Annotated in this window: 17 protein-coding genes; 5 read left to right on the forward strand and 12 right to left on the reverse strand. The window is 74.3% G+C overall.

Annotation, left to right across the window (positions count from 1 at the left end):
- Positions 1 to 56: 56 nt before the first annotated feature.
- Complete coding sequence (locus tag ACZ6ZR_RS02910; protein ID WP_465638718.1) at positions 57 to 1,397, reverse strand: glycoside hydrolase family 18 protein; 1,341 nt, start codon at positions 1,395 to 1,397, stop codon at positions 57 to 59.
- Positions 1,398 to 1,628: 231 nt separating this feature from the next.
- On the opposite strand from ACZ6ZR_RS02910, the gene lnt reads away from it, so the two are divergent.
- Positions 1,629 to 3,251, forward strand: coding sequence for an apolipoprotein N-acyltransferase (lnt, locus tag ACZ6ZR_RS02915; protein WP_465638720.1), 1,623 nt, complete (start codon positions 1,629 to 1,631; stop codon positions 3,249 to 3,251).
- A 43-nt stretch (positions 3,252 to 3,294) separates the two neighbouring features.
- Here lnt and ACZ6ZR_RS02920 read toward each other — a convergent pair whose 3' ends face one another.
- The gene (locus tag ACZ6ZR_RS02920) at positions 3,295 to 4,056 is read right to left on the reverse strand and encodes a VOC family protein (protein WP_465638722.1); all 762 of its coding nucleotides are present in this window, start codon (positions 4,054 to 4,056) and stop codon (positions 3,295 to 3,297) included.
- A gap of 9 nt (positions 4,057 to 4,065) precedes the next feature.
- Positions 4,066 to 4,977, reverse strand: coding sequence for an NADP-dependent oxidoreductase (locus ACZ6ZR_RS02925; RefSeq protein ID WP_465638723.1), 912 nt, complete (start codon positions 4,975 to 4,977; stop codon positions 4,066 to 4,068).
- Positions 4,978 to 5,179: 202 nt separating this feature from the next.
- On the opposite strand from ACZ6ZR_RS02925, the gene ACZ6ZR_RS02930 reads away from it, so the two are divergent.
- The gene (locus ACZ6ZR_RS02930) at positions 5,180 to 5,821 is read left to right on the forward strand and encodes a GTP cyclohydrolase II (RefSeq protein ID WP_465638725.1); all 642 of its coding nucleotides are present in this window, start codon (positions 5,180 to 5,182) and stop codon (positions 5,819 to 5,821) included.
- Positions 5,822 to 5,828: 7 nt separating this feature from the next.
- On the opposite strand, the gene ACZ6ZR_RS02935 is transcribed toward ACZ6ZR_RS02930, so the two are convergent.
- Together ACZ6ZR_RS02935 and ACZ6ZR_RS02940 are read right to left on the reverse strand one after the other, a co-directional pair.
- Positions 5,829 to 8,039: a transglycosylase domain-containing protein gene (locus ACZ6ZR_RS02935; protein WP_465638727.1), complete on the reverse strand. Its 2,211-nt coding sequence runs from the start codon at positions 8,037 to 8,039 to the stop codon at positions 5,829 to 5,831.
- Between the two features lie 122 nt (positions 8,040 to 8,161).
- On the reverse strand, positions 8,162 to 9,364 hold the full coding sequence (locus ACZ6ZR_RS02940) for a carboxylate--amine ligase (protein WP_465638729.1): 1,203 nt from the start codon (positions 9,362 to 9,364) through the stop codon (positions 8,162 to 8,164).
- 188 nt (positions 9,365 to 9,552) lie between these two features.
- Between ACZ6ZR_RS02940 and ACZ6ZR_RS02945 the strand changes: the two genes are divergently transcribed.
- The 3 genes from ACZ6ZR_RS02945 to ACZ6ZR_RS02955 are packed head-to-tail and all read left to right on the forward strand — an operon-like array spanning position 9,553 to position 13,704.
- Positions 9,553 to 10,752 carry an FAD-dependent oxidoreductase gene (locus ACZ6ZR_RS02945; RefSeq protein ID WP_465638731.1) on the forward strand — a complete coding sequence of 400 codons (1,200 nt, stop codon included), beginning with the start codon at positions 9,553 to 9,555 and terminating at the stop codon, positions 10,750 to 10,752.
- Positions 10,749 to 12,497 (forward strand): glycosyltransferase, encoded by a 1,749-nt coding sequence (locus tag ACZ6ZR_RS02950; RefSeq protein WP_465638732.1) that lies wholly within the window; start codon positions 10,749 to 10,751, stop codon positions 12,495 to 12,497. The genes ACZ6ZR_RS02945 and ACZ6ZR_RS02950 overlap by 4 nt, the downstream gene beginning before the upstream one ends.
- 31 nt (positions 12,498 to 12,528) lie before the next feature.
- Positions 12,529 to 13,704 (forward strand): glycoside hydrolase family 16 protein, encoded by a 1,176-nt coding sequence (locus tag ACZ6ZR_RS02955; protein ID WP_465638734.1) that lies wholly within the window; start codon positions 12,529 to 12,531, stop codon positions 13,702 to 13,704.
- Positions 13,705 to 13,741: 37 nt separating this feature from the next.
- Here ACZ6ZR_RS02955 and ACZ6ZR_RS02960 read toward each other — a convergent pair whose 3' ends face one another.
- The 7 genes from ACZ6ZR_RS02960 to ACZ6ZR_RS02990 form a co-directional block, all read right to left on the reverse strand.
- Positions 13,742 to 14,554: a polysaccharide deacetylase family protein gene (locus tag ACZ6ZR_RS02960; RefSeq protein WP_465638736.1), complete on the reverse strand. Its 813-nt coding sequence runs from the start codon at positions 14,552 to 14,554 to the stop codon at positions 13,742 to 13,744.
- Positions 14,551 to 15,570, reverse strand: a complete 1,020-nt coding sequence (locus tag ACZ6ZR_RS02965; protein WP_465638738.1) for a glycosyltransferase family 2 protein — start codon at positions 15,568 to 15,570, stop codon at positions 14,551 to 14,553. The genes ACZ6ZR_RS02960 and ACZ6ZR_RS02965 overlap by 4 nt, the downstream gene beginning before the upstream one ends.
- A 5-nt stretch (positions 15,571 to 15,575) precedes the next feature.
- Positions 15,576 to 16,925 carry a lipopolysaccharide biosynthesis protein gene (locus ACZ6ZR_RS02970; protein WP_465638740.1) on the reverse strand — a complete coding sequence of 450 codons (1,350 nt, stop codon included), beginning with the start codon at positions 16,923 to 16,925 and terminating at the stop codon, positions 15,576 to 15,578.
- Between the two features lie 5 nt (positions 16,926 to 16,930).
- The gene (locus tag ACZ6ZR_RS02975; protein ID WP_465638742.1) at positions 16,931 to 18,331 is read right to left on the reverse strand and encodes a glycosyltransferase family 2 protein; all 1,401 of its coding nucleotides are present in this window, start codon (positions 18,329 to 18,331) and stop codon (positions 16,931 to 16,933) included.
- Entirely contained in the window at positions 18,328 to 19,158 is an 831-nt protein-coding gene (locus ACZ6ZR_RS02980; RefSeq protein ID WP_465638744.1) for a glycosyltransferase family 2 protein, read from the reverse strand. Before ACZ6ZR_RS02980 ends, ACZ6ZR_RS02975 begins: the two co-directional genes overlap by 4 nt.
- Before the next feature lie 300 nt (positions 19,159 to 19,458).
- Positions 19,459 to 21,603 carry a putative bifunctional diguanylate cyclase/phosphodiesterase gene (locus tag ACZ6ZR_RS02985; RefSeq protein ID WP_465638746.1) on the reverse strand — a complete coding sequence of 715 codons (2,145 nt, stop codon included), beginning with the start codon at positions 21,601 to 21,603 and terminating at the stop codon, positions 19,459 to 19,461.
- Entirely contained in the window at positions 21,600 to 22,406 is an 807-nt protein-coding gene (locus tag ACZ6ZR_RS02990) for an SAM-dependent methyltransferase (RefSeq protein WP_465638748.1), read from the reverse strand. Before ACZ6ZR_RS02990 ends, ACZ6ZR_RS02985 begins: the two co-directional genes overlap by 4 nt.
- Positions 22,407 to 22,453: the final 47 nt, after the last annotated feature.

Below are 22,453 nucleotides of genomic sequence, written 5' to 3' on the forward strand. Positions count from 1 at the left end.
AGGGGGGACCGGCGGCCGCCGGTCCCCCCTCCTGCTGGATCGTCTCTGCTGGACCGTCAGCGACGCTTCAGGCCCTGGTCGATGGCGGAGATCAGCTCGCCGTTCGGGGTGTCCCCGTCCAGCGCCCAGACCATCGCGCCCGCCAGGCCCTCCTCGCGGACGTACGCGGCCTTGGTGCGCAGCACGGTCGGGTCGTCGTAGGTCCACAGCGTGGAGCCGTCGAACAGCCAGGCGCTGCCCTTGTCGCGGCTGCGGTAGAGCTTGTACGTGCCCGAGTCGGCGAGCTTCTTCAGCGCCTTGTAGTCCTCGGTGCCCGCGACCCAGGTGGCCGGGGCCGGCCCGGTGGCCGGCTGGCCGAGGCCGTCGCCGCCACCGGTCACGCCCGTCCAGCCCTGACCGTAGAACGGCATGCCGACCACCAGCTTGTCGGCCGGGGCGCCCCGGTCGAGCCAGGCGTTGACGGTCTGGTCCACGCTGAAGTCGCCGCGCTTGGCGAAGAGCGCGGACTGCTGGGCGGTGGTCTTCTCGCCGGAGACGTGGAAGTCGTAGCCCTGGAGGTTGACGAAGTCGAAGTCCTTGACGATCTTCCGGACCTCGAAGCCCGCGTCGATCTTCGCCGGGTTGGTCGGCGCGTAGGCGCTCAGGTCGTAGTGCTTGCGCCCCGGCTGGGTGCGGGCGTAGGCGTCCAGCTGGACGCGGAACTCGTGCACCAGCTTGGTGAAGTTCTGCTTGTCCTCGGGGCGGACGCCGTTGCCCTCGTTGCCCGCGGAGCCGGGCCACTCCCAGTCCAGGTCCACGCCGTCGAAGACCCCGGCCGCCGCACCGGCGCCGCCGCGGGCGCCGTCCACCGGCAGGTTGCCCTTGATGTAGGTGTCGATGCAGGACGCCACCAGCGCCTTGCGGCCGGCGTCGGTGAGGACCGCGTCGGAGAAGTGCGCCGAACCGCTCCAACCGCCCAGCGAGACCATGACCTTGAGGCCCGGGTTCTTCGCCTTCAGCTCGCGCAGCTGGTTGAAGTTGCCCGCCAGCTTCTGCTCGGCGGTGTCCGCCGCCCCGTCCACCGAGGTGGCCGCGTCCACCGGACGCACGTAGTCCGCCCACGGGTCGGCGCCCGGCACGTTGCCGACCAGGCACTTGCCGTCCTTGCCGATGGCGCCGAAGGCGTAGTTGATGTGGGTCAGCTTGGCCGCGGTGCCGCTGGTCTGCAGGTCCTTGACCTGGTAGTTGCGACCGTAGATGCCCCACTGGGTGAAGTAGCCGATCCGCTTGTAGGCGGGGGCGCCGTGGCCGTGGCCGCCGTGCTCCTCGTGGGCGGAGACGGCGGGAGCGATCGAGACGAGCAGGCCGAGGGCCGCGGCGGTGGCGACGGTCAGCCGGGTGATGGATCCGTGACGCATGGGCTCGTTCCTGTTGTGGGACTGGATGGAGCTTTGCTGCCGAGAAGGTATTGGTCTGAACCAGTGGCGTCAACCAGTTGTCCGGTCCGCAAAACTCTCCCGGGCGCGCCTTGACAGTTCGGGTGCATTCGCGGGCGGCGCAGCCGACCTGACACCCCGTCAGCCGACGGAGTACTGCCCCCCGGGCCGCTCCTCCCGGCCCGCCGCCCCGAACGGGGCTAGCGTTGGACCATGCAGCTGCCCGCCTCCCTCCGCCACCCCGCCCGGTACGCCGCGCTCGTCTTCGGGGGGCTGCCGGTGCTGGCGTTCCCCGCGCCCGGGCTGTCCTGGCTGGCCTGGGTGGCGCTGGTGCCCGGGCTGGAGGTGATGCGGCGGGCCGGCAGCGGACGGGAGGCGGTGGTGCGGGGCTGGTGGTTCGGGGCCGGGTTCATCCTGGTGTCGATGTACTGGCTGGTGCCGTCCGTCGGGCCCGGGCTGCTCGCGCTGGCCGTGGTGTTCGGCGTGCTGCCCGGGGCGGTCGGGTACGCGGTGTGGCGGCTGCTGACACCCCCGCTGACGGTGCGTCGGGCGCTGCTCGCCCTGCTGGTGGTCCCCTCGGTCTGGGTCTGCACCGAGTTCGTCCGCTCCTGGCACGCGCTCGGCGGCCCCTGGGCCCTGCTCGGCGCCAGCCAGTGGCAGCACCCGGCCGTGCTCGGCCTCGCCTCCGTCGGCGGCGCCTGGCTGGTGAGCGCGGCCGTCGCGGCGGCCAACGTCGGCGTGCTGATCCTGCTGACCGGCCGCCGGCCGCGGGTACGGGTGCTCGCCGCCCTCGCCGTCACCGCCACCCTGCTGGCCGGCCCCCTGCTGTTCGCCGCCCAGAGCGCGCCGCCGCCCGGCGGCACCGCCACCCTGGCCCTGGTCCAGCCCGGCCAGGTGGAGGACTCGGCCGCCCGCTTCGCGGCGAGCTCGCGGATCACCGCCGGGCTCGAGGGCCGCTCCCCCGACCTGGTGGTCTGGGGCGAGAGCAGCACCAACAGCGACCTGGACCGGGACGCGGAGGCCCGCCGCGAGGTGGCCCGGCTGTCGGCCCTGGTCGGCGCCCCGGTGCTGGTCGGCGAGGACGCCCGCAAGGGCGACGGGCTGATCTCCAAGGACGCCGTGCTGGTCACCCGCGACGGGGTCGCCGAGCGCTACCGGAAGATCCGGCTGGTGCCGTTCGGCGAGTACATCCCGCTGCGGCCGCTGTTCGGCTGGCTCACCGGCGTCAGCCGGGCGGCGGGCGAGAACCGCGCCCCCGGCTCCTCCTTCCACCTCCTGCACACCACCGACCGGCAGGGCCGCCCGCTCCCCTTCGGCGCGCTGATCTGCTTCGAGTCGGCCTTCCCCGACATGTCCCGGGTGGCCGCCGCCCAGGGGGCCCGGATGCTGGTGTTCCAGTCCTCCACCTCGACCTTCCAGGACTCCTGGGCCCCCCAGCAGCACGCCTCCCTCGGCGCCATCCGAGCCGCCGAGACCGGCCGCCCCGTGGTCCAGGCCGCCCTCACCGGCGAGTCGGTGGCCTACGACCGCCAGGGCCGCCGCCTCGCCCTCCTCGACACCGGCACCACCGGCTCCCTGACGGTCCGTCTCCCCCTGGCCGCGCCCTCCGCCACCACCTGGTACATGCGCCTCGGCGACTGGGTCCCCTACACGGCGGTCGCCATCACCCTGGTGGCGGCTGCCGCGGCGCTGCGGCCCCGGAGGGGCCGTCAGGGGCGCGGGGCTCCGCTGATCAGCGGCTCTGCCGCGGGGCGCGAAGCGGGAGATGCAGACCATGTGCCGGGTACGGAGACCCACTTGCAAGTGAGCGCCCGCACCCGGCACACGGGCCGGTGACTCCCGCCTCGCGCCCCTGAAACCCTCACGGTTGACTCCTGCGCTAAGCCTCCGCCTGGTACAGCCCGAACACCGCCCCGAGCGGGTCCTTGAGGACCGCGAGCCGCGGTCCGTCCGGCACGTCGGTCGGCGGCAGGACCGCCTCGCCGCCGAGCGCGACCCCCCGCTCCGCCGTCAGGTCGACGTCCGCCGCCGCGAAGTACGGCATCCAGTACGGCGGCAGGTCCGCGGGGAACTGCTCCCCCATGTCCAGCACCCCGCCGAAGTCGGTCCCGTCCAGGCCCCACTGGGTGTACTGCTCCCCCGGGCTGACGCCCCATCCGAACAGCCCGTGGTAGAAGCCCACCGCCCCGGCCACGTCCCGGGTGGCAAGCTCGATCCACCCCGGTGCGCCCGGCTCGGCGAACAGCGCCACCCCCGGGAAGGCCCGGCCGTGCCAGAGCCCGAACACCGCCCCGGCCGGGTCGGCCACCACGGCGAAGCGGCCGAGGTCGAGGGCCTCCATCGGCCCGGCGAGCAGCTGCCCGCCGGAGGCCCGGGCGGCCTCGGCCACCGCGTCGACGTCCTCGGCCGCGATCGAGACCGACCAGGCCGTCGGCTGCCCCTCGGCCACCAGCTGCGCGACCGCCGCCACCGGGGCGTCCCCCAGGTACATGACGGTGTAGCACATGGCCTCCGGCCGGGGGTCGGTCTCGCCCCGCCAGCCGAACAGGTCACCGTAGTAGCGCTGCGCCGCCGCCGGATCGGCGCTGCCGTGCTCGAACCAGCAGGGCGTGCCCGGGCGGGGCACCGTGATCCTCACCATGACGCCCCCTCAGCCCCGGACCTCGATGACGCACTTGCCGCGCGCGTGGCCGGACTCCACCGCCAGCATCGCCTCGGCGGCGTGGTCCAGCGCGAAGGTCTCCGAGATGTGCGGGTCCAGCGCGCCGCCGGCCACCAGCGCGGCCACCGAGGCCAGCACCTCCCCGGTGCGGCGCCGCTTCACGTACTCGCCGCCCAGCCCGGCGGCGGTGGCCGGATCGGCGGTGGAGACCAGCCGTCCGCCGTTGCGCAGGGTGCCGGAGGCGGCCATCGCGTCCTGGCCGCCGACCAGGTCGAGGACCCCGTCCACGCCCTCCGGCGCCACGGCCCTGATCCGCTCGGCCACGCCCTCGCCGTAGCGGATCTGGGTGGCGCCGAGCGAGGCCACGTACTCCCGGGCCTGGTCGCTCGCGGTGCCGAGCACGGTGATGCCGCGGCTGCGGGCGATCTGCGCGGCGGCACTGCCGACCCCGCCGCCCACGCCGAGCACCAGCAGGGTCTGACCGGGCGTCAGGCCCAGCTGGTCCACCGCGTCGTAGGCGGTGGCGGCGGCCACCGAGAGCGTGGCGGCCTGGGTGAAGGTGACGTCGTCCGGCACCTTGGCAGCCTCGCCGGCGTCCAGCAGCACGTGGTCGGCGAAGGCACCGTCCGGCGCGATGCCGAAGACCGGGTCGCCCAGCACGAAGCCCGAGACACCCTCACCGAGCACCCGCACCACCCCGGCCGCCTCCGAGCCGAGCACCCGGGGCGTCGGCCTGGTACGCCCGAACAGCCCCTCCCGCACCTTCCAGTCGGCCGGGTTGACCCCGGCCGCCCGCACCGCGATCAGCAGCTGTCCCGGGCCCGGCACCGGTACGGGCCGGTCCAGGAACTCCTGGGTCTCCGGCCCGCCGTACGCCACGAATCCGAACGCCTTCGACATCGCACTTCCTCCACTCAGAGCTCGCTCGACCCCCTCAGCTTGCAGGCCGGACCCGGGCCACGCCGGGGACTGCTGGGCCGAACGGTGCCGGAGGGACCCTTGTTGTTCAAATTGGAACTACAGGTGTACGGTCGAGCCGGACAGCATCCCCGGAGACGTCCCGCGACACCCCGCGACGCCCCGAGACACCAGGAGGACGGGCATGCCCGAGCAGCTCGACCCGGCGACCGTCCGCACCACCGTACGGATCCCGCTCACCTTCCCGGACGGCTACCGGGTCCAGGCCGAGGTCACCACCTTCCACGGCCTCGCCGACGGCGCCGAGCACCTGGCCCTGCGCCTCGGCGAACCGGACGTCCGGCCCGGCGACCGCGCGCCGCTGGTGCGGCTGCACTCCGAGTGCCTCACCGGCGACGTCTTCGGCTCGGACCGCTGCGACTGCGGCCCGCAGCTGCGCGAGGCGGTCGAGCGGATCGCCACCGACGGCGGCTACCTGCTGTACCTCCGTCAGGAGGGGCGCGGCATCGGCCTGTACAACAAGCTCGACGCCTACGCCCTCCAGGACCGCGGCCTGGACACCTACGCCGCCAACGCCGCCCTCGGCCTCCCGGAGGACGGCCGCGACTACGCGGCCGCCGCCCAGATGCTCACCGCGCTCGGCACCGCCCGGATCCGCCTGCTCAGCAACAACCCCGACAAGGCGGCCCAGCTCACCACCCACGGCATCGAGGTCGCCGCCCAGGTCCCCACCGGCGTCCACGTCTCCCCCGCCAACCTCCGCTACCTGCGCGCCAAGGTCGAGCACACCCACCACTCCATCGCCCTGACGGAGCTGGCGGGCTGACGCCCGGTCAGCGCCGGGGCGGCCCGCCCGGCGAGGGTGCGCCGGGCCGGACGGGAGCGCCGGGCGAGGCCGGGGTGCCGGGGGACGCCGGGGCGCCGGGAGAGGCGCTGCCGGAGGCGCTCGGCGAGGCGCTCGGGCCGGGCGGGCGGACCGGGTCGGGGATGTGCACGGTCTCGAACTCCCGCTCCGGGGTGCCCTTGACCGCCTCGTTCATCATCATCTTCCAGATCGGGCCCGGGCCGGTGGCGCCGTAGACCTCGTCGAACTCTTCGCCGCCGATGGTGATGTCGCGCATCGGGACGCCGCCGACCGGGCTGCCCAGCCAGACCGCGGTGGCCAGGTCCGGGGTGTAGCCGTTGAACCAGGCGGACTTCTTCTCGTCGGTGGTGCCGGTCTTGCCGGCGATCTCCCGGCCGTCCTTGAGGCCGAGGCCGGCACCGGTGCCGACGCCGTCCTTCTCGGTGACCCCGAGCAGCACGGTGTTCAGGGTGTCGGCGGTCTCCTCGGACATCACCCGCCCGCACTTGCGCTCCGGCACCGGGACGGCCTTGCCCTCGGCGTTGGTGATCTTCTCGATGGCCATCGGCGCGCAGTAGGTGCCCCGGGCGGCGAAGGTCGCGTAGACGTTGGCCATGCTCATCGGCGCGACCTCCTGGGTACCCAGGCCCATGGCCGGCACCTCGTCCAGCTGCGCCCCGCTGGCCCGGCCCTTGATGCCGAGCTTGTTGGCCATCTGCTTGACGGCGCAGAGGCCGATCTCCTGCTCCATCTGCACGAAGTAGGTGTTGACCGAGCGGGCCATCGCCTCCTTCAGCTCGTAGGGGCCGACCTCCTTCGCGCTGTCGTTGGGGACGGAACCCTCCTTCTTCCCCTTCGCCTGGTTCTTCCAGGTGCCCGCGCAGGTGGTCATGGTCGGCCACTCCAGCCGGGCCGGCGAGGGGAAGGCCTGGGTGGCCGGGAGGCCGGCCTCCAGCGCGGCGGCGGCCACGATCGGCTTGAAGGTGGAGCCGGGCTGGAAGCCGTTGCCGCCGCCCATCGCGGCGTCCACGTTGAGGTTGACCACCGTCTCGTTCTTGGACCTGTCCAGGCCGTACGGACGGGTCTGGGCCATCGCCAGGATCTTGCCGGAGCCGGGCTCCACCATGGTGGCGGCGGCCGAGACCGGGTCGGTGACCCGGACCTTGGTGGTCACCGCGTTCTGCGCGGCGGCCTGCTTCTTCGGGTCCAGGGTGGTGCGGACGTCGAGGCCGCCGAGGTCCCAGAGCCGCTTGCGGTCGGCCGCGCTGGCGCCGAACACCGGGTCCTGCTGGATCACCTGGCGGACGTAGTCGCAGAAGAAGCCCATACCGGCCTGGGCGGTGATGCAGCCGTTGCGCGGCGCCTGGTAGCGCAGGCCGACCGGGGCGGCCTTGGCCTCGGCGGCCTGAGCCGCCGTCAGGTGGCCGCGCTCCAGCATCTTGTCGATCACCACGTCGCGGCGCTTCTGGGCCGCCTGCGGGTGGAGCCTGGGGTCGTACTGGCTGGGATTCTGCACCAGCCCGGCCAGCAGCGCCGCCTCCGCGACGGTCAACTCCTTTGCGTGCTTGGAGTAGTAGCGCTGGGCGGCGGCCTCGATGCCGTAGGCCTGGTTCCCGTAGTACGTGATGTTCAGGTAGTTGGTGAGGATCTGCTCCTTGGTGAGCTCCTCCTCCAGCTTGATCGCGTACTTGAGCTCCTGGATCTTGCGCCCCAGGGTCTTGCGCTGCGCCGCCAGCACCGCCTCGCGGTCGTCCCCGGCCTGCTCCACGTGGACGTTCTTCACGTACTGCTGGGTCAGCGTGGAGGCGCCCTGCACGGCCGAGCCGCTCTCCGCGTTCTTGCTGGCCGCCCGCAGCACGCCCTTGAGGTCCACCGCGCCGTGCTCGTAGAACCGCGCGTCCTCGATGTCCACCTGCGCCTGGCGGATCACCGTCCCCATGTCCTCCGCCGTCAGCACCGTGCGGAACCGCCCGTAGACGGTGGCGATCAGGCCGCCCTGCGCGTCGTAGATGTGGCTGGCTTGGGAGAGCGGCGGGGTCTTCAGGTCGTCAGGGACCTCTTCGAAGCTCTCGGCCCCGCTCTTGGCGGTCAGGCCGAGGGCGCCGGCGGCGGGCAGGGCCATTCCGGCCAGCAGTACGCCGGCCAGGGTGGAGAAGCCTATGAACTTCAGCCCGGAGGATATGGGGCGCTTCGGTGCCATGCTGGAACACTACGTCCACAAACCCCGCACGAGGGGACCGATTTCGCCCTCCTCTGTCACAACTCTGCGACAGCCAAAGGCAGTTCGGATGCGATCTGACCGACATCCGTCAGAGATAACGGTCAAATGCGGCGGAGCCGGGCGGCCGCCGTGCCGCAGAAGCGGACCGCCTCGACCAGTGCGGGCAGCGGATCGTCGGCCGCCAGCCAGCCGCGCTCCGTCGACCGCCGGGGCAGCAGGTCGGCCGGCATCCGGCGCTCCCGCCGGGCGGCGGCCAGCGCCGAGGGCAGGTCCAGCTGGCCGACGCCGAAGGAGCGCACCAGCTGCTCACCCGACGGCAGCTGACGCCCGGTCAGCCCCAGGTGCAGGGCCCGCACCACGTCCACCCCGGCGGTGGTCTCGAACAGGCGGAACTGCGCGCCGGTACGCGGGTTGAAGTCCACCAGCCGGTACCTGCCGTCCCGCCGGTCCAGCCGCCAGTCCAGGTCGGCCACCCCCCGGTAGCCGATCCGGCGGCAGAACTCCGCCGCCAGCTTCGCCAGTTGGGGCTCCGGCAGCGAACGGGCCCGGGTGGTCACCCCCGCCCCTGGCGGCCAGGAGCGCAGCTTGCGGCCGGTGAACACCAGCGGCTCGGTGCCCTCCGGGCCGCAGTACAGATGGGTGATCCAGTCCTCGCAGTGCTCCGGCGGCAGGTACTCCTGCACCAGGACGGACGGCTCCTGACGGTCCGGCAGCAGCGCCCGCAGCTCCGCCTCCCCGCGCACCACCGTGGTGTGCCCCACCACCGGGGCGCTCAGCCGGGTGAAGGCCTCCAGGTTCTTCAGCACCAGCGGGTACCCGTGCTCGCGCCCCACCGCCAGCAGCTCCCGGTACGTCTGCGGCGTCCAGGCCCGCGGGGTGTCCACCCCGTGCTCGGCGCACAGCCGCGCCAGCCCGCCCTTGCTGGCCAGCCGCCTCGGCAGCCCGGGCTCCACCGGCGGCAGCAGGTACCAGGGGGCGAGCTCCGCGGCGTGCTCGGCCAGCAGCACCGCCGCCTCGTCGTCGGTGGCCACCGGCACCACCGGCCTCCCGATCGCGGCGCCCAGTTCGGCCAGCAGGGCGAGCAGCCGCTCCGCCGGCTCCGTCCCCTCGGTGGGCCGGACGAACGCCCGCCCCAGGTAACGCGAACGGGCCACCGGGGTCCAGCGGTCCTCCACCACCGCGTGCACCGGGACGCCCAGGCGCCCCAGCGTGCGGACCACACCGAGGCAGCCGTGGTGCTGCGGGTAGCGGCCGACCTTCACCAGCAGGGCGGGCGTGGACCGGTCCGGCTCGATCGGGGACATCCGGCTCCTCTCACACGGGCCTGCCCTCCCGGTCCGCATTCTCGCGCGGCCCGGGCCGGGCCGCTCCCGGGGGTGCCCGGCCCGGCCGGGCGGTGCAGGCTGGTCCCGGGGGTGCTCGCACTGCCGTCTGGAGGGCACCGGATGAGGACCGATCAGCCGAGCGGCACCGCCCGGCCCGGAGCGCACCGGTGAGCCGGGCGGTGCCGGTCACCGTGATCGGGGCCGGCCCGTACGGGCTGGCCACCGCCGCCCACCTGCTCGCGCTCGGGGTCCCGGTGCGGGTGCTGGGCGAGCCGATGGAGACCTGGCGGGAGCGGATGCCGGCCGGGATGTACCTCAAGTCCGCGCCGTCCGCCTCCTCGGTCGCCGACCCGGGCGGCCGCTACCGGCTGGCGGACTTCCGGGCCGCCGAGGGCCGTCCGCCCGGGGGCGAGCTCGACCCCGTGCCGGTCGAGGAGTTCGTCCGCTACGGCCTGTGGTTCCAGCGCGCCTGCGTCCCCGGCCTGGAGCGCTCCGCCGTCCGCTCGGTCGAGTCCGGGCGGGCCGGCTTCCGGATCGCGGTGGACGGCGGCGAGGAGTTCACCGCCGCCCGGGTGGTGCTGGCCACCGGGCCGGCCGCCCACCCGTACCTGCCCGCCGTGCTGGCGCCGCTGGTGGCGGCCGGGCTGGCGGGCCACTCCAGCGAGCACGGGGACCTGGCCCGGTTGGCCGGACGGCGGGTGGCGGTGCTGGGCGCCGGGCAGTCGGCGCTGGAGAGCGCGGCGCTGCTGCGGGAGTGCGGGGCCGAGCCCACCGTGCTGGCCCGCACCGACCGGGTGCTGTTCGGCGACCCGCCGGGGGCCGGGCTGCGCTCCGAACTGCCGTTGGCCCGACGCGCCGTCAAACCCGGTTCGCCGCTGGGCCCGGGCTGGTCGCTGCTCGCCTTCGCCCGGGGCCCGGCCGCCTTCCGCCACCTGCCCGACCGCACCCGGCTGCACCTGGTGCGCACCGTGCTCGGCCCGTCGGGCGCCTGGTGGCTGCGCGAGCGGGTGGAGGGCCGGGTGCCGCTGCTCACCGGCCGCGTGCTGCGCTCCGCCGAGGAGCGGGGTGGGGCCGTACGGCTGACGGTGCACCGGCCCGGGGGCGCCACCGAGACCCTGGAGGCCGACTACCTGCTGGCCGCCACCGGCTACCGGGTGGACCTGGACCGGCTGGACCTGCTCGGCCCCGGGATCCGCCGCGCCCTGCGCCTGGTCGACGGCTCGCCCCGGCTGGACGCGGACTTCCAGTCCTCCGTCCCCGGCCTGTACTTCACCGGCCTGGCGGCCGCCGCCACCTTCGGCCCGGTGCTCCGCTTCGTCTGCGGCACCGGCTTCGCGGCCCGCCGGATCGCCGGGGCGATGCGGTGAGTGCGCCCACCACCGAGGCGCTCCACCGGTGGGTGCGTCCGCCGTACCTGCTGCTGCCGCTGGCGCTGCTGGTCTGGGCGCTCTCGCTGCGCTCGGTGGACCTGGCCGGGATGGACGACCTGGGGCTGCTCCAGGTGCTGCCCGCCGGGTACTGGGTGGCGGTGGTGCTGCTGACGGCCGGCTTCTGGCTGGCGGTGCGTGACCGCGCCGTCCCCGTCCGGTGGTTGACGGGGTACCTGCTCGGGCTGATCGCGATGATCCACGCGACCCCGTCGCTGCTCTACCCGACCCTGCGCTACGCCTGGGCCTGGAAGCACATCGACGTGCTGGACGCGATGCTGCGCAGCGGCGGCCAGGTGCCGCACGCCGGGGGCTTCGACATCTACAACCAGTGGCCCGGCTTCTTCCTGCTGAACGCGCTCCACCTGCGCGTCACCGGCCTGGAGTCTGCGCTCGGCTACGCGTCCTGGGCCCCGCCGGTGGTGAACGCGCTGCTGCTCGGCCCGCTGCTGCTGCTCTACCGCTCCTTCTCCACCGACCGGGGCCTGGTCTGGGGCGGGCTCTGGGTCTACTACTGCTGCTCCTGGGTCGGCCAGGACTACTTCGCCCCGCAGGCCTTCGCCTTCCTGCTGTTCGTCACCGTGCTGGCCCTGGTGGCCCGTCAACTCCCGGGCGCCGCCCCGGGAGGGGGCGCGCACGCCTCCGGCTCGCCGCAGCGGGCCGGCCCGCCCCGGCGGCTGCTGCTGCCGGTGCTGCTGCTGGAGGCGGCCGTGGTGGTCTCGCACCAGCTCACCCCGCTGATGCTGATCTGCGTGCTGACCGCGCTCGCGCTGCCCAGGCGCAACCGGCGGGCGGTGCTGCCCGCGCTGGCCGGGGCCGTGGTGCTCACCGTGGTCTGGGACGTCACCGCCGCCCGGCCGTTCCTGTCCAGGAACCTGCCGGAGTTCCTCCAAGGGCTGACCTCCCCGGACACCAACGTGGTCTCCGGCCTGGCCGGGCTGGGCGCCGCCGCGCCGGGGCAGGTGGTGGTGGCCTGGGTGGACCGGGGGCTCTCCGCGGCCGTCATCCTGCTGGCCGCGCTGGCCGTCTGGCGCCGCCCCTGGGTGCGCCGCACCGCCCTGCCGCTGATGGCGGCGGCCCCGCTGCCGCTGCTGCTGGCCAACAGCTACGGCGGCGAGATGATCTTCCGGGTCTACCTCTTCGCGCTGCCCGCCTGCGCCTTCCTGATCACCGCCCTGCTCCGCCCGGCGGCCCGCTCCGGGGCCCGCGCGGTGGGGGCCGTGGCGGTGGTGCTGACCCTGCTGGGCGGCCTGTTCTTCGGCTACTACAGCAAGGAGAACATGAACTACTTCACCCCCGGCGAGGTCTCCGCGGTGGCCCGGATGATCGAGGTGGCCCCGCCCGGCGCGGTGATCGTCTCGGTCACCGGGAACGTGCCCGGGGTGGCGGCCCGCTACGACGTGCACCCCCGGGTCCAGCTGAACCAGGAGAGCGAGGACGTCCGCCGCCAGCTGGCCACCGACCCGCTGGCCGCACTGGCCCGGGCCACCGCCTTCGCCCCGCCGGGCACGCCCTTCTACCTGGTGCTCAACCGCGGCCAGGCCGCCGAGTGCTACCTGACCGGTGTGCTGCCCGCCGACACGGTGGCCCGGCTGGGCACCGCCGTGGACGAGGCGCCCCGCTTCACCGTGGTCGACCGCAACGACGACGCGGCGGTCTACCGCTACGTCCCCGATCCGGGCTGACCGGCGCGGGCCGTCCGAGGAGGTGTCAGAGGTGTTCCGTCGCTTCGCCGTTCCGCTGCTGCCGGCCCTGGCGGGCTGGGCCGCGCTCGCCGCCCTGGCCCTGCCGCAGGCCGTCCGACTGCCCGTCACCCTGCTGTTCCTGCTGGCCGGTCCTGGCATCGCGCTGGCCCGGCTGGTGCCGGCGCGGGCCGGCCGTACCGGGACGGTGGTGCTGGCCGGGGCGCTCGGCCTGGCGGTGGAGACCCTGGTGGCGGTGACGCTCTACCTGGGCGGCTGGTTCACCCCGGTGCGGGCGGTGCTGGTGCTGGCCCTGCTGACCACCCTGGCGGTGCTGGCCAGACCGCCGTTCGGGCGGGTCGGGCTGGCCGGGTTGCTCCTGCTGGTCAGCGCCTGCGGGGGCGGGGGCACCGGCCACGAGGTGTGGAACACCCCGGGCGCCCGGATCTCCGAGACCACCGCCGGGTCCTCGGCCGCCGTCTCCGCCCCGGCGGGCGACTGGCGGCTGGTCCTGGAGGACGACTTCAACGGCACCGGGCTGGACACCCGGCGCTGGGCCACCTGCTACGACTGGAACGACGGCGGCTGCACCAACAAGGCCAACCACGAGCTGGAGTGGTACCTGCCCTCCCAGGCCACCGTCGGCGGCGGCGCGCTGAGCCTGACCGCCCAGCGCCGCCCCACCACCGGCACGGACGGGCACGTCTACCCCTGGACCTCCGGCATGGTCACCACCGGCCGGGACTCCTGGGACGCCCCGCCCCGGCACGCCTTCACCCGGGGCTACTTCGCGGCGGCGGTCCGGATCCCGCCCGAGGGCGGCTTGTTCCCCGCCTTCTGGCTGATGCCCGCGGCCACCCGGACCACCCCGCCGGAGCTGGACGTGGCCGAGTTCGCCGGCACCACCTCCACCGCCCAGTTCACCGTGCACTGGACCGGCCCGGGCGGCCAGGACCTGCACGACTCGGCCTTCTTCGGGCCGGTCGACTTCCCGGCCGGGTACCACGTCTTCGCGCTGGCCTGGGAGGCCGACGCGCTCACCTGGTACCTGGACGGGGTGGCCCGGCACCGGGAGACCAGCCCCGAGCGGATCCCGGACCAGCCGATGGAGCTGCTGCTCAACCTGGCGGTCGGCTACCCCGCCGCCCCGCCGGACGGGGTGGACACCGCCCGGATGCAGGTCGACTGGGTACGGGTCTGGCAGCACTGAGCCGCCGCTGACCCCCCGTCACCCGTCCGGCGCAAGCTCACAGGTCCGGCGGCCCGCCGACCGGGCGGCCGACCGCGGCGCGCATCCGCCGGTAGTACCGCCAGCCCTTGGTCCGCAGGTGCTCCGGGAAGGGCGCGACCGGGGCGCCCTCGCCGTCCGACCAGCGCCGGAAGTCCTCCGCCGTGGTGTCGGCCCGCACCATCAGCCGGGCGATCCGCAGCGGGTCGTCGTTGCCGGAGCTGAAGGCGTTGCCCACCGCGCAGGCCGAGGTGAACCCGGCCAGGCCGACCTGGCGCCGCACCGAGGGGCTGGAGTAGCCGTGCGGGTAGGCGAAGGAGAGCACCTGGTGGCCGAGCACGTCCTCGAGCTCCCGGCGGCAGCCGACGATCTCGCCCGGCAGCCAGCGGGCCGGCAGGGTGTCCAGCTGCGGGTGGGTCCGGGTGTGCGCGCCGATCTCCACCCCGCAGGCGTCCAGGGTGACCACCTGACGCCAGCTCAGCATCCGGGCCGGTGGCAGCAGACTGCCGGAGGCGGGTGCGCCGGGCGGGTGGACGGCGCCGGTGGTGACGAACAGCGTCGCGGGCAGGCCCCGGTCGGTGAGCTGCTGGACCACCGTCCAGTAGAAGTCGGCGAAGCCGTCGTCGAAGGTGAGCACCGCGCAGTTCTCCGGCAGGGCCGGGCCCCCGCGCAGCGCGGAGACCAGCCGGTGCAGCGGGATGACGGTGCGTCCGCTGTCGGCGATCCGGTCCAGCTGCTCGGCGAAGGCGCGCGGCGTGACGGTCCACGGGGCGATCCAGGACGGCGGGTCCTCGGAGACGGAGTGCCACAGGTACACCGGTACGACGGTCATGGTGCACCTCCCGGCCCTGCCGGACCTCCCCCGGCCGCGACCGCCGGCACCGGGGGCACCGCCGAGGGGAGCGCCCGGCGCAGCCGCCCGGTGGTGTAGCCGGTGACCGTGACGGCCACCCCGAGGGCGAGCGCGGCCAGTTCGCGCGGGCCGCCGCCGCCCCGGCGCAGCGCCCGGGCCATCCCGCGCGGCACGGTCGAGTACAGGTAGCGGCGCTCGCTGGCCAGCGCGGGGCCGCGTCCGGTGTGCCGGGCGACGGCGGCCTTGGAGAGGCCCTCGGCGTAGCAACGCGCCCGGAAGTACGTCCAGTTGGTGCGTCCCTCGGGGACGCGGTGGCTGACCCCGGCGGTGGGTTCGTAGCGCAGCCGGGCGCCGGGGTGGCGGGCCGTCAGCCGGATGCAGAGCTCGGTCTCCTCGCAGCCCAGCGGGCGGCTGCCGACCCGGCCGAGGTCGGGGCGGAAGCCGCCGGCGGCGAGCAGTTCGGCCCGCCGGAAGGACATGTTGGCGCCGATGAAGTTCCTTACGCAGCCGCCCTGTTCGGGCATCCCGAGGTAGGAGCAGCCGACCACCCAGTCGAACTCGGGCGGGAACCAGGAGGGGCGTCCGCTCTCCCAGTGCGGGCGGACCAGGCCGCCGACGCCGAGCACCCGCTCGTCCCGGTAGCCGGCCAGCAGCCGCTCGGTCCAGTCCGGGTCGGCGGTGGCGTCGTCGTCCAGGAAGGCGACCACCTCGCCGTGGGCCAGCGCGGTGCCGGTGTTGCGCGCGCCGGACAGGCCGGGGCGCTCCTGGTTGGGCACCACCCGCACCCCCGCCAGCACCCCGGCGGCCCGGACGGCCAGCTCGGGGCAGTGGTCGACCACCAGCACCAGTTCCTCGGCGGGGTGGTGCTGGCGCTGCACGGAGCGGACGGCGGCCACCAGGTCGGGCCAGCGGGCCATGGTGTAGGAGCAGATGACCACGGTGAGGGTGGGCGGACGGCCCGTCAGGACCGTTTCGGTGAGCGGGTGGGCGGTCATCGCCCTCACCGTCCCTTCGGGAGCCAGCGGCCCAGGGTGGCCAGCAGGGGGAGTGCGAGCGCGCTCTCGGCGATCAGCCAGGCCAGGGCGACGCCGGTGATGCCGAGCGGGTGGACGAGCAGCAGGGTGAGCAGCAGCACCAGCCCGAGCAGCGCGCCCTGGAGGGCGACCACCAGGCGCATCGCGCGGCGGGCCCGGCAGACGTCCACGGCCAGGCCGAGCACCAGGTTGGGCAGGGCGGCCAGGGCCAGCAGCCGCAGCGCGGTGGTGCCGTGCTCGGCGTAGCCGGGGCCGAACAGCGAGAGCAGCCCGGGGGCGGCGGCCACCAGCACCGCCGCGCCCGCGCCGATCAGCAGCGCGGAGTGCCGCAGCACCCGGCGGGCCTGGGCGGCCAGCCGGGCGGGGGCGTGCGCGGCCTCGACGATCAGCGAGCTGCCCATGTTGAGCGCGGCCAGCTGGAGGGTGTAGGCGATCACCCAGGCCAGCGAGAAGTACGCGCTCTGCTCGGCCCCGAGCCGGCCGAGCACCAGCAGCGGCAGCACGCTGAGCGAGGCGGTGCGCAGCAGGGCGCCGAGGTAGTCGGCGGCCGCGTAGCGGACCAGGCCGGCGGGCGGGTCCGCGTCCTTCCCCGCCCGGGCGTGGGCCGGGAGGGCGCGGCCGAACAGGTAGGCGTTGGTGACCAGTACGGAGAGCAGCAGGGCCACGCTCCAGGACGCCAGGATGCCGGAGCCGGGCAGCAGCAGCACGCAAGCGCCGAGCAGCGCGGCCTTGGCGACGGCGAACAGCGCGTTCTCGCCGAGCACCCAGCCGGGGCGGCGCAGCCCGGTGAGCGCGCCGTCCTGGAGCACGAAGACGGTGTAGCCGGCGGCGGCCGCGACGAAGGCCGCGGCCGTGGCGGGGGCGCGCAGGAAGTCCAGTTCGGGGGCGAGGGCCGGGACGAGCAGCAGGAAGACGCCGGCCGCGAGCACGGTGGCCACCGAGCTGACGGCGTAGCAGCGCAGCAGCAGGCGCCGGGTGTGCCGCCCGGCGGTGGGAACGAAGCGCATCAGCACGTCGCCCAGGTTGAACTGGCCGATGCCGGAGAGCAGCGCGGCGGCGGCCAGCGCGGCGTAGCCGCGGCCCACCGCCGCCGGGCCGTACCAGGCGGTGGCGAGCAGCCAGAACAGGCCGCCGAGCCCGGCGGTGAGCAGTGAACTCGCGGTCAGGACATGGCCGTTGTGCAGCAGCGGCTCGGTGGCGAGGGCGGCCCGGAGGCGGGCCCGGAGCAGGGCCGGGTAGGAGCACTGGCAGGGCAGCGGGAGCGGGCAGCCGCACCCCGCCGTGGTACCGGCGGCGGTGGCGGTGGTGGCGGCCATGGTGTTCACCCCGCCCGCAGGCTCGGCTGCCGGGCGCCGACCGGTTCCGGTGCGCGCGCGATCCGCTCGTCGGTGATCCGGCGCCGCTCGGTCTGGTGCTGGGAGCGCAGGTAGCCGAGCGGGCCGTAGAGCATGCCGGAGAGTTCCAGCAGGGTGAGCCGGGTGGAGTGCCCGCCCTGCACGGTGGTGCGGCTCCTGGCCTGGCCGACGGCCTGGCGCAGACCGCCGGGCAGCCGGCGCAGCAGCGCGGGCAGCAGCCGGTGGTCGGCGCTGACGGCGGCGGCCAGGTACGCGCCGAGCCCGGCGCCGTAGCCGTAGAGCTGGGCGGGCAGGGCCTCGTCGGCGCGGCGGTGGTGGTGCCAGACGATGGCGTCGGGCCGGTAGTCCAGCACCAGGCCGGAGTTGACGATCCGGAAGAAGGCCAGCAGGTCGTCGCCACCGCGGGCTGGGGTGCCGGCGCCGGTGGCGGGGTCGAAGCCGCCGAGGGCGCGGAGCAGTCCGGTCCGGAAGGCCATGTTGGCCCCGGAGCCGAACTGCCCTGCGGTGAACGGGAAGAGCGGGTCGGTGCTCGGCAGGTCGAGGGCGTGCCGGCGTTCCTGGAAGCCCTTGTCGTAGCCGCCCTGGCGGTGCAGGGCGGCCTGGGCCGGGGTGGCCAGTTCGGCGGGCAGGATCAGGCCGGTGACGCAGCCGATCCTGGCGTCGCCGTCGAAGGCGTCCGTCAGGGCGGCCAGCCAGTTCCGGTCCACCAGGGTGTCGTCGTCGGTGAAGGCGGTCAACTCGCCCCGGGCGGCGGCCAGTCCGAGGTTGTGCGCCCGGGCCAGGCCCGCCACCGGCTCTCGCAGGTAGCGGACCCGGCCGGCGTACCGCTCGCGGATCAGCGTGTGGGCGTCGTCCCCGGCCGGAGCGTTGTCGACCACCAGCACCTCGTACTGCGGGCTGTCGATCCGCAGCAGGGAGTCCAGGCACTGGCGGAGCAGCTCCGGCCGCTCGTGGGTGGCGATCACCACGCTGACACGCGGCGGATGGCCCGCGGGCGTCCGGGGGCCGCCGACCCGACTTGAGGGCCCACCGGACGTCGCGGAGGTCAACTGGGTTTTCCTTGGCATGAGTTGAGCGGGGGTGGGGTCGAGTTCGCGATGAGCGGCAGCGACCAGCGACCGGTAGGTGCCGCCGGGGTCGGCGGGGTCCGCACCGGTGGCCTCGACCAGGCCGAGCGGGTGTCCGTGCAGCCGCACCAACGCCAGCACGCGGCCGTCGGGAGCGGCCGGCCCGGTGCCGCCGGGCGAGCGCAGCTCACCGGGTTCGGCCAGGTCCAGTTCGACCACGTGGACGGGGGTGTCGAGCGTGTCACGGGCGGCGGGGCAGGGGCAGGCCGCTGCGGTCCGCTGGTCGTTGCCGTTCATCATCGCTCCCTCGCTGCGGAGGCGGCCGTACCCCGGCTGCCAGGTCGTTCGGCGATCAGGGTGCGCAGCACCCGGCGGCCGTCGGAGACGGCGTGCAGGTGCGAGCGGCCACTGCGTCGGGGGAGTTCAAGGCTCGGTACCTCGGCGATCCGCAGGCCGGAGCGGAGCGCGTGCGCGACCATCTCCGCCTCGATCTCGAAACCGGCCGAGCGCAGGTCGAGTTGGTCCAGGAAGCTGCGGCGGAAGGCGCAGAAGCCGTAGCAGAGGTCGGTCAGCCGGGCCCCGTAGAGCCGGTTCACCACGGTCAGCAGCGCGAGGTTGCCGAGCGCGCGGATCCGGGTCAGGTCGAGGGAGCCGCCGCCGCCGATGCAGCGCGAGCCCTTCACGAAGTCGTAGCCGTGGTCCAGGAAGTGCAGGTAGTGCGGGATCTCGCCGGGCCACATGGACCCGTCCGCGTCCATCATCACCACGTACTCGCCGGTGGCGGCGGCGAATCCGGTGCGCAGCGCGTTCCCCTTGCCGGGGGCGCTCTGCTGGAGCGGGCGGATGGTGGGGAGGGCGCGTTCGGCGACGGCCAGGGTGGCGTCGTCGGAGGAGCCGTCGACCAGGATCACCTCGTCGACACAGCACGGGATCTGCTCGAACACCCAGGGGATGTTGCGCGCCTCGTTCTGCGCGGGGATGACCAGGCTGACGGAGTGTCGGGTCCGTGTCCCGTCGTCCACCCGGCGCCGGGGCCGCTCGGCCGGCGGCCGGTCGGTCGCCCGGCGCAGTGGCCGGACCTGGCGGTCCGGGTACGGGAGGACGTTGGGAGGCAGCGTGGTGCTCATCGTTGGACAGCCTCTCGGGAGGCAGCGGGCACGCCGGTACTCCCACGGGCGTGACCCTCTGAACGACGGGGCGGTGCCGGCCGCGCCTCGGGCGCGGGGTGTGCCCCGGTTGGAAGGGGAGAGCGGTGGAACGGGCGCGTGGGCTTCGGTAGGACTCCCCCGAGAACCCTTCGGGACGCGCGCCGACCGGTCTCCGGCGGCAGGAGCCGCCTGGGTCGGGCAACTGGCGAATGAACTGGTGCCAGGGCCTCATCGTCCGCCCGTCCGACGGACGATGTCAACCCTTATGTCCGAATTGACCTAAGGGAGTTCGGGGCTGCCGGCCGAGGTGGCCGTCTGCTCGGCGAGGCGGCGGGCGATGTCCTCCGGGCGGGCCGGGCGGCCGAAGAACCAGCCCTGGGCCCAGTCGCAGCCCATCTCGCGCAGCCGCTCGGCGTCCTTGTCGGTCTCCACGCCCTCCGCGGTGACGGTCAGGCCCAAGGTGTGGGCCAGCGAGACCAGGCCGCTGACGATCCGCCAGCCGGTGTGGGCGTCCTTGTCCGGGTCGTGCATGTCGCCGACGAAGGAGCCGGCGATCTTCAGGCAGGAGACCGGCAGGTCCCGCAGGTAGGCGAGGTTCGACCAGCCGGTGCCGAAGTCGTCCACCGCCAGCGAGACGCCCAGGTCACGCACCCCGTGCAGGGCCTTCAGGGTCTCGTCCTCCGGGCCGACCACGGTGGACTCGGTGATCTCCAGCTGGAGCTTGCCGGGCGGCAGCCCGGTCTTGCGCAGGATCCGGTCCACGTCGGTGACCAGCCCGGCACTGCGGGCCTGACGGACCGCCAGGTTGACGTTCAGCTGCGGGGCCGCCTCGCCGAACTCCCGTACCCACTCGGTGGCCTGACGGCACGCCTGCTCCATCACCCAGCGGCCGAGCGGCATGATCAGGCCGGTCTCCTCGGCCACCCCGATGAACTCGTCCGGGCCGAGCACCCCGAGCTGCGGATGTCTCCACCGCACCAGCGCCTCGACCGCGACCAACCGGCCGTCGGCCAGCGAGCAGAGCGGCTGGTAGTCGATGTAGAACTCGCCCCGGTCCAGCGCGGCCGGCATCCGCACCGAGACCGCGTAGCGGCTGACCGCCCGGGCGTTCTCCTTGGGGTCGAACAGCGTCCAGCGCCCGCGCCCGGCCTCCTTGGCGCGGTAGAGCGTCAGGTCCGCCGCGCGCACCGCCGCGCCCGGGGTGGTGGTGGCCACCCGGCGCTCCAGCACGCCGACGCTGGCGCCGACGGCCAGCGAGTGGTCGCCCACCTGAACCGGTCTGGCCAGCGCGGCCAGCACCGTCTTGGCGGCGGCCACCGCCTCCTGCTCGCCCCGGCAGTTCTCCAGCAGCACCACGAACTCGTCACCGCCCAGGCGCGCCACCAGGTGGCCGAGCGGGGTCAGCGCGGTCTCCAGCCGCTGGGCCACGGCGGCCAGCAGCTGGTCGCCGGTGTCGTGGCCCAGGCTGTCGTTGACCACCTTGAAGCCGTCCAGGTCCACGTAGCAGAGCCCGAAGCGGGCGCCCGGCTCCGGCTCCTCGAAGAGCTTCTCCAGCCGCTCGAAGAAGGCCACCCGGTTCGGCAGCCCGGTCAGCGGGTCGTGGGTCGCCTGGTGGCGCAGCCGCTCCTGGAGGCGGTACCGGTCGGTGATGTCCTCCAGCATCGCCACCTGGTACAGCGGCGCGCCCTCGTCGTCCCGGATCAGCGAGACGGTCAGGTGGGTCCAGACCACCTCGCCGTCCTGCCGGTAGTACGGCTTGTCGAACTGGAAGTACTCGGTGCGCCCGGAGATCAGGTCCTCGTACGCCTCCCAGACACCGGGGGTGTCCTCGGGGTGGACCAGCTCGTCCACCCGACGGCCCGTCATGTCGATCGGGCCGGTGCCGAAGATCTCCCCGAGCGCCTTGTTCACCGAGATGATGTTGCCGTCGGTGTCGCCGATGCCGATGCCGATCGCGGCCGACTCGAAGAGCGCGCGGAACTTGTTCTCCGACTCCCGCAGCGCCTTCTCCACCTCCAGCTTGGCGGTGTCCGCCGCCAGCCGGATCGCCTCCTGCTCGCGCAGGGTCCGCTCGCGCAGGGCGCGTGCCCAGCCGGCCGCGAAGGAGCCGCACAGCTCGGGGCCGCGCCCGTCCCGGTCCGGCACGCGCTGGAGCAGCTCCACCGCCCGGGCCAGCACCACCGGGTCGGTGAAGTGCGCGTCCACCAGCTGCGCCCCGGCCTGGGCGGCCAGCTCCGGGCGGAACGGCTCCTCGGCCTGCGCGCGGTGCAGCAGCGCGGCCGTCCGGGAGACCAGCCGCCGCAGGATGCCCGGGTGCACGGCGGCGCCGTGGCCGCTGGAGAGCAGCCGCTCCCACTCGCGGTGGAAGCGGACCGCCCGCTCGGCCTCCGCCAGCTCCTCGGTCTCGCCCGGGCCTGCGGTCACGGCTTCAACCCGACGCCCACCAGACCGGTCATCCGCTCCGGGTTCGGCCCGACGGACTCCGGGTCCTCCGGACGCCACTCGGGCAGGTAGACCAGGCCCGGCTCCAGCAGCTCGAAGCCCTCGAAGAAGGCGCCGACCGCCGCGCGGTTGCGCATCGTGATCGGGGTCGGGGTGCGCTTGTACAGGTCCTGGTGGGCCTCGGCCTGGTCCGGCCGGCCCTCCAGGGAGGCGTGGCACAGCACCAGGGCACTGCCGGAGGGCAGCGCGTCGCGCAGCTGCCGGAGCAGCCCGTACGGCTCGTCCTCGTCGGTGATGAAGTGCAGCACCGAGACCATCAGCAGCGCGACCGGCTCGCCGTCCGCCAGCAGGGCCTTCACCTCGGGGCGGGCCAGGATGCCGGCCGGGTCGCGCAGATCGGCCTCGACCACCAGGCTCTGCGGGTCGTCCTTGAGCAGCAGCCGGCTGTGCGCGACGGCGATCGGGTCGTGGTCGACGTAGACCACCTGGCTGTCGGGGCGGATCGCCTGGGCGACCTCGTGCACCGCGCCGAAGGTCGGGATGCCGGAGCCGATGTCCAGGAAGCGGGAGACGCCGCTCTCGGCCAGGAACTGGACGGCGCGGCGCAGGAAGGCGCGGTTGGCGCGCATGATCTCGGGCAGCTCGGGCCAGAGCTCCATGGCCTTGCGGGCCATCATCCGGTCGACCTCGAAGTTGTGCGAACCACCCAGGTAGTAGTCGTACATCCGGGCCGCGTTCGGCTTGTCCAGGTCCGTTCCGGCGGGCACCCAGTTCGCTTGCTGCATGACCGCACCCCTACCGGTTCTGATTCTGACGGGACAACACGAGGATC

It is taken from the genome of Kitasatospora sp. NPDC088742, assembly GCF_055584905.1.

What these genes read in the sequence shown, in the direction of transcription:
- ACZ6ZR_RS02910 (WP_465638718.1), bottom strand. Translation starts at nt 1,397, where the DNA reads ATGCGTCACGGATCCATCACCCGGCTGACCGTCGCCACCGCCGCGGCC.
- lnt (WP_465638720.1), top strand. Translation starts at nt 1,629, where the DNA reads ATGCAGCTGCCCGCCTCCCTCCGCCACCCCGCCCGGTACGCCGCGCTC.
- ACZ6ZR_RS02920 (WP_465638722.1), bottom strand. Translation starts at nt 4,056, where the DNA reads ATGGTGAGGATCACGGTGCCCCGCCCGGGCACGCCCTGCTGGTTCGAG.
- ACZ6ZR_RS02925 (WP_465638723.1), bottom strand. Translation starts at nt 4,977, where the DNA reads ATGTCGAAGGCGTTCGGATTCGTGGCGTACGGCGGGCCGGAGACCCAG.
- ACZ6ZR_RS02930 (WP_465638725.1), top strand. Translation starts at nt 5,180, where the DNA reads ATGCCCGAGCAGCTCGACCCGGCGACCGTCCGCACCACCGTACGGATC.
- ACZ6ZR_RS02935 (WP_465638727.1), bottom strand. Translation starts at nt 8,039, where the DNA reads ATGGCACCGAAGCGCCCCATATCCTCCGGGCTGAAGTTCATAGGCTTC.
- ACZ6ZR_RS02940 (WP_465638729.1), bottom strand. Translation starts at nt 9,364, where the DNA reads ATGTCCCCGATCGAGCCGGACCGGTCCACGCCCGCCCTGCTGGTGAAG.
- ACZ6ZR_RS02960 (WP_465638736.1), bottom strand. Translation starts at nt 14,554, where the DNA reads ATGACCGTCGTACCGGTGTACCTGTGGCACTCCGTCTCCGAGGACCCG.
- ACZ6ZR_RS02965 (WP_465638738.1), bottom strand. Translation starts at nt 15,570, where the DNA reads ATGACCGCCCACCCGCTCACCGAAACGGTCCTGACGGGCCGTCCGCCC.
- ACZ6ZR_RS02970 (WP_465638740.1), bottom strand. Translation starts at nt 16,925, where the DNA reads ATGGCCGCCACCACCGCCACCGCCGCCGGTACCACGGCGGGGTGCGGC.
- ACZ6ZR_RS02975 (WP_465638742.1), bottom strand. Translation starts at nt 18,331, where the DNA reads ATGATGAACGGCAACGACCAGCGGACCGCAGCGGCCTGCCCCTGCCCC.
- ACZ6ZR_RS02980 (WP_465638744.1), bottom strand. Translation starts at nt 19,158, where the DNA reads ATGAGCACCACGCTGCCTCCCAACGTCCTCCCGTACCCGGACCGCCAG.
- ACZ6ZR_RS02990 (WP_465638748.1), bottom strand. Translation starts at nt 22,406, where the DNA reads ATGCAGCAAGCGAACTGGGTGCCCGCCGGAACGGACCTGGACAAGCCG.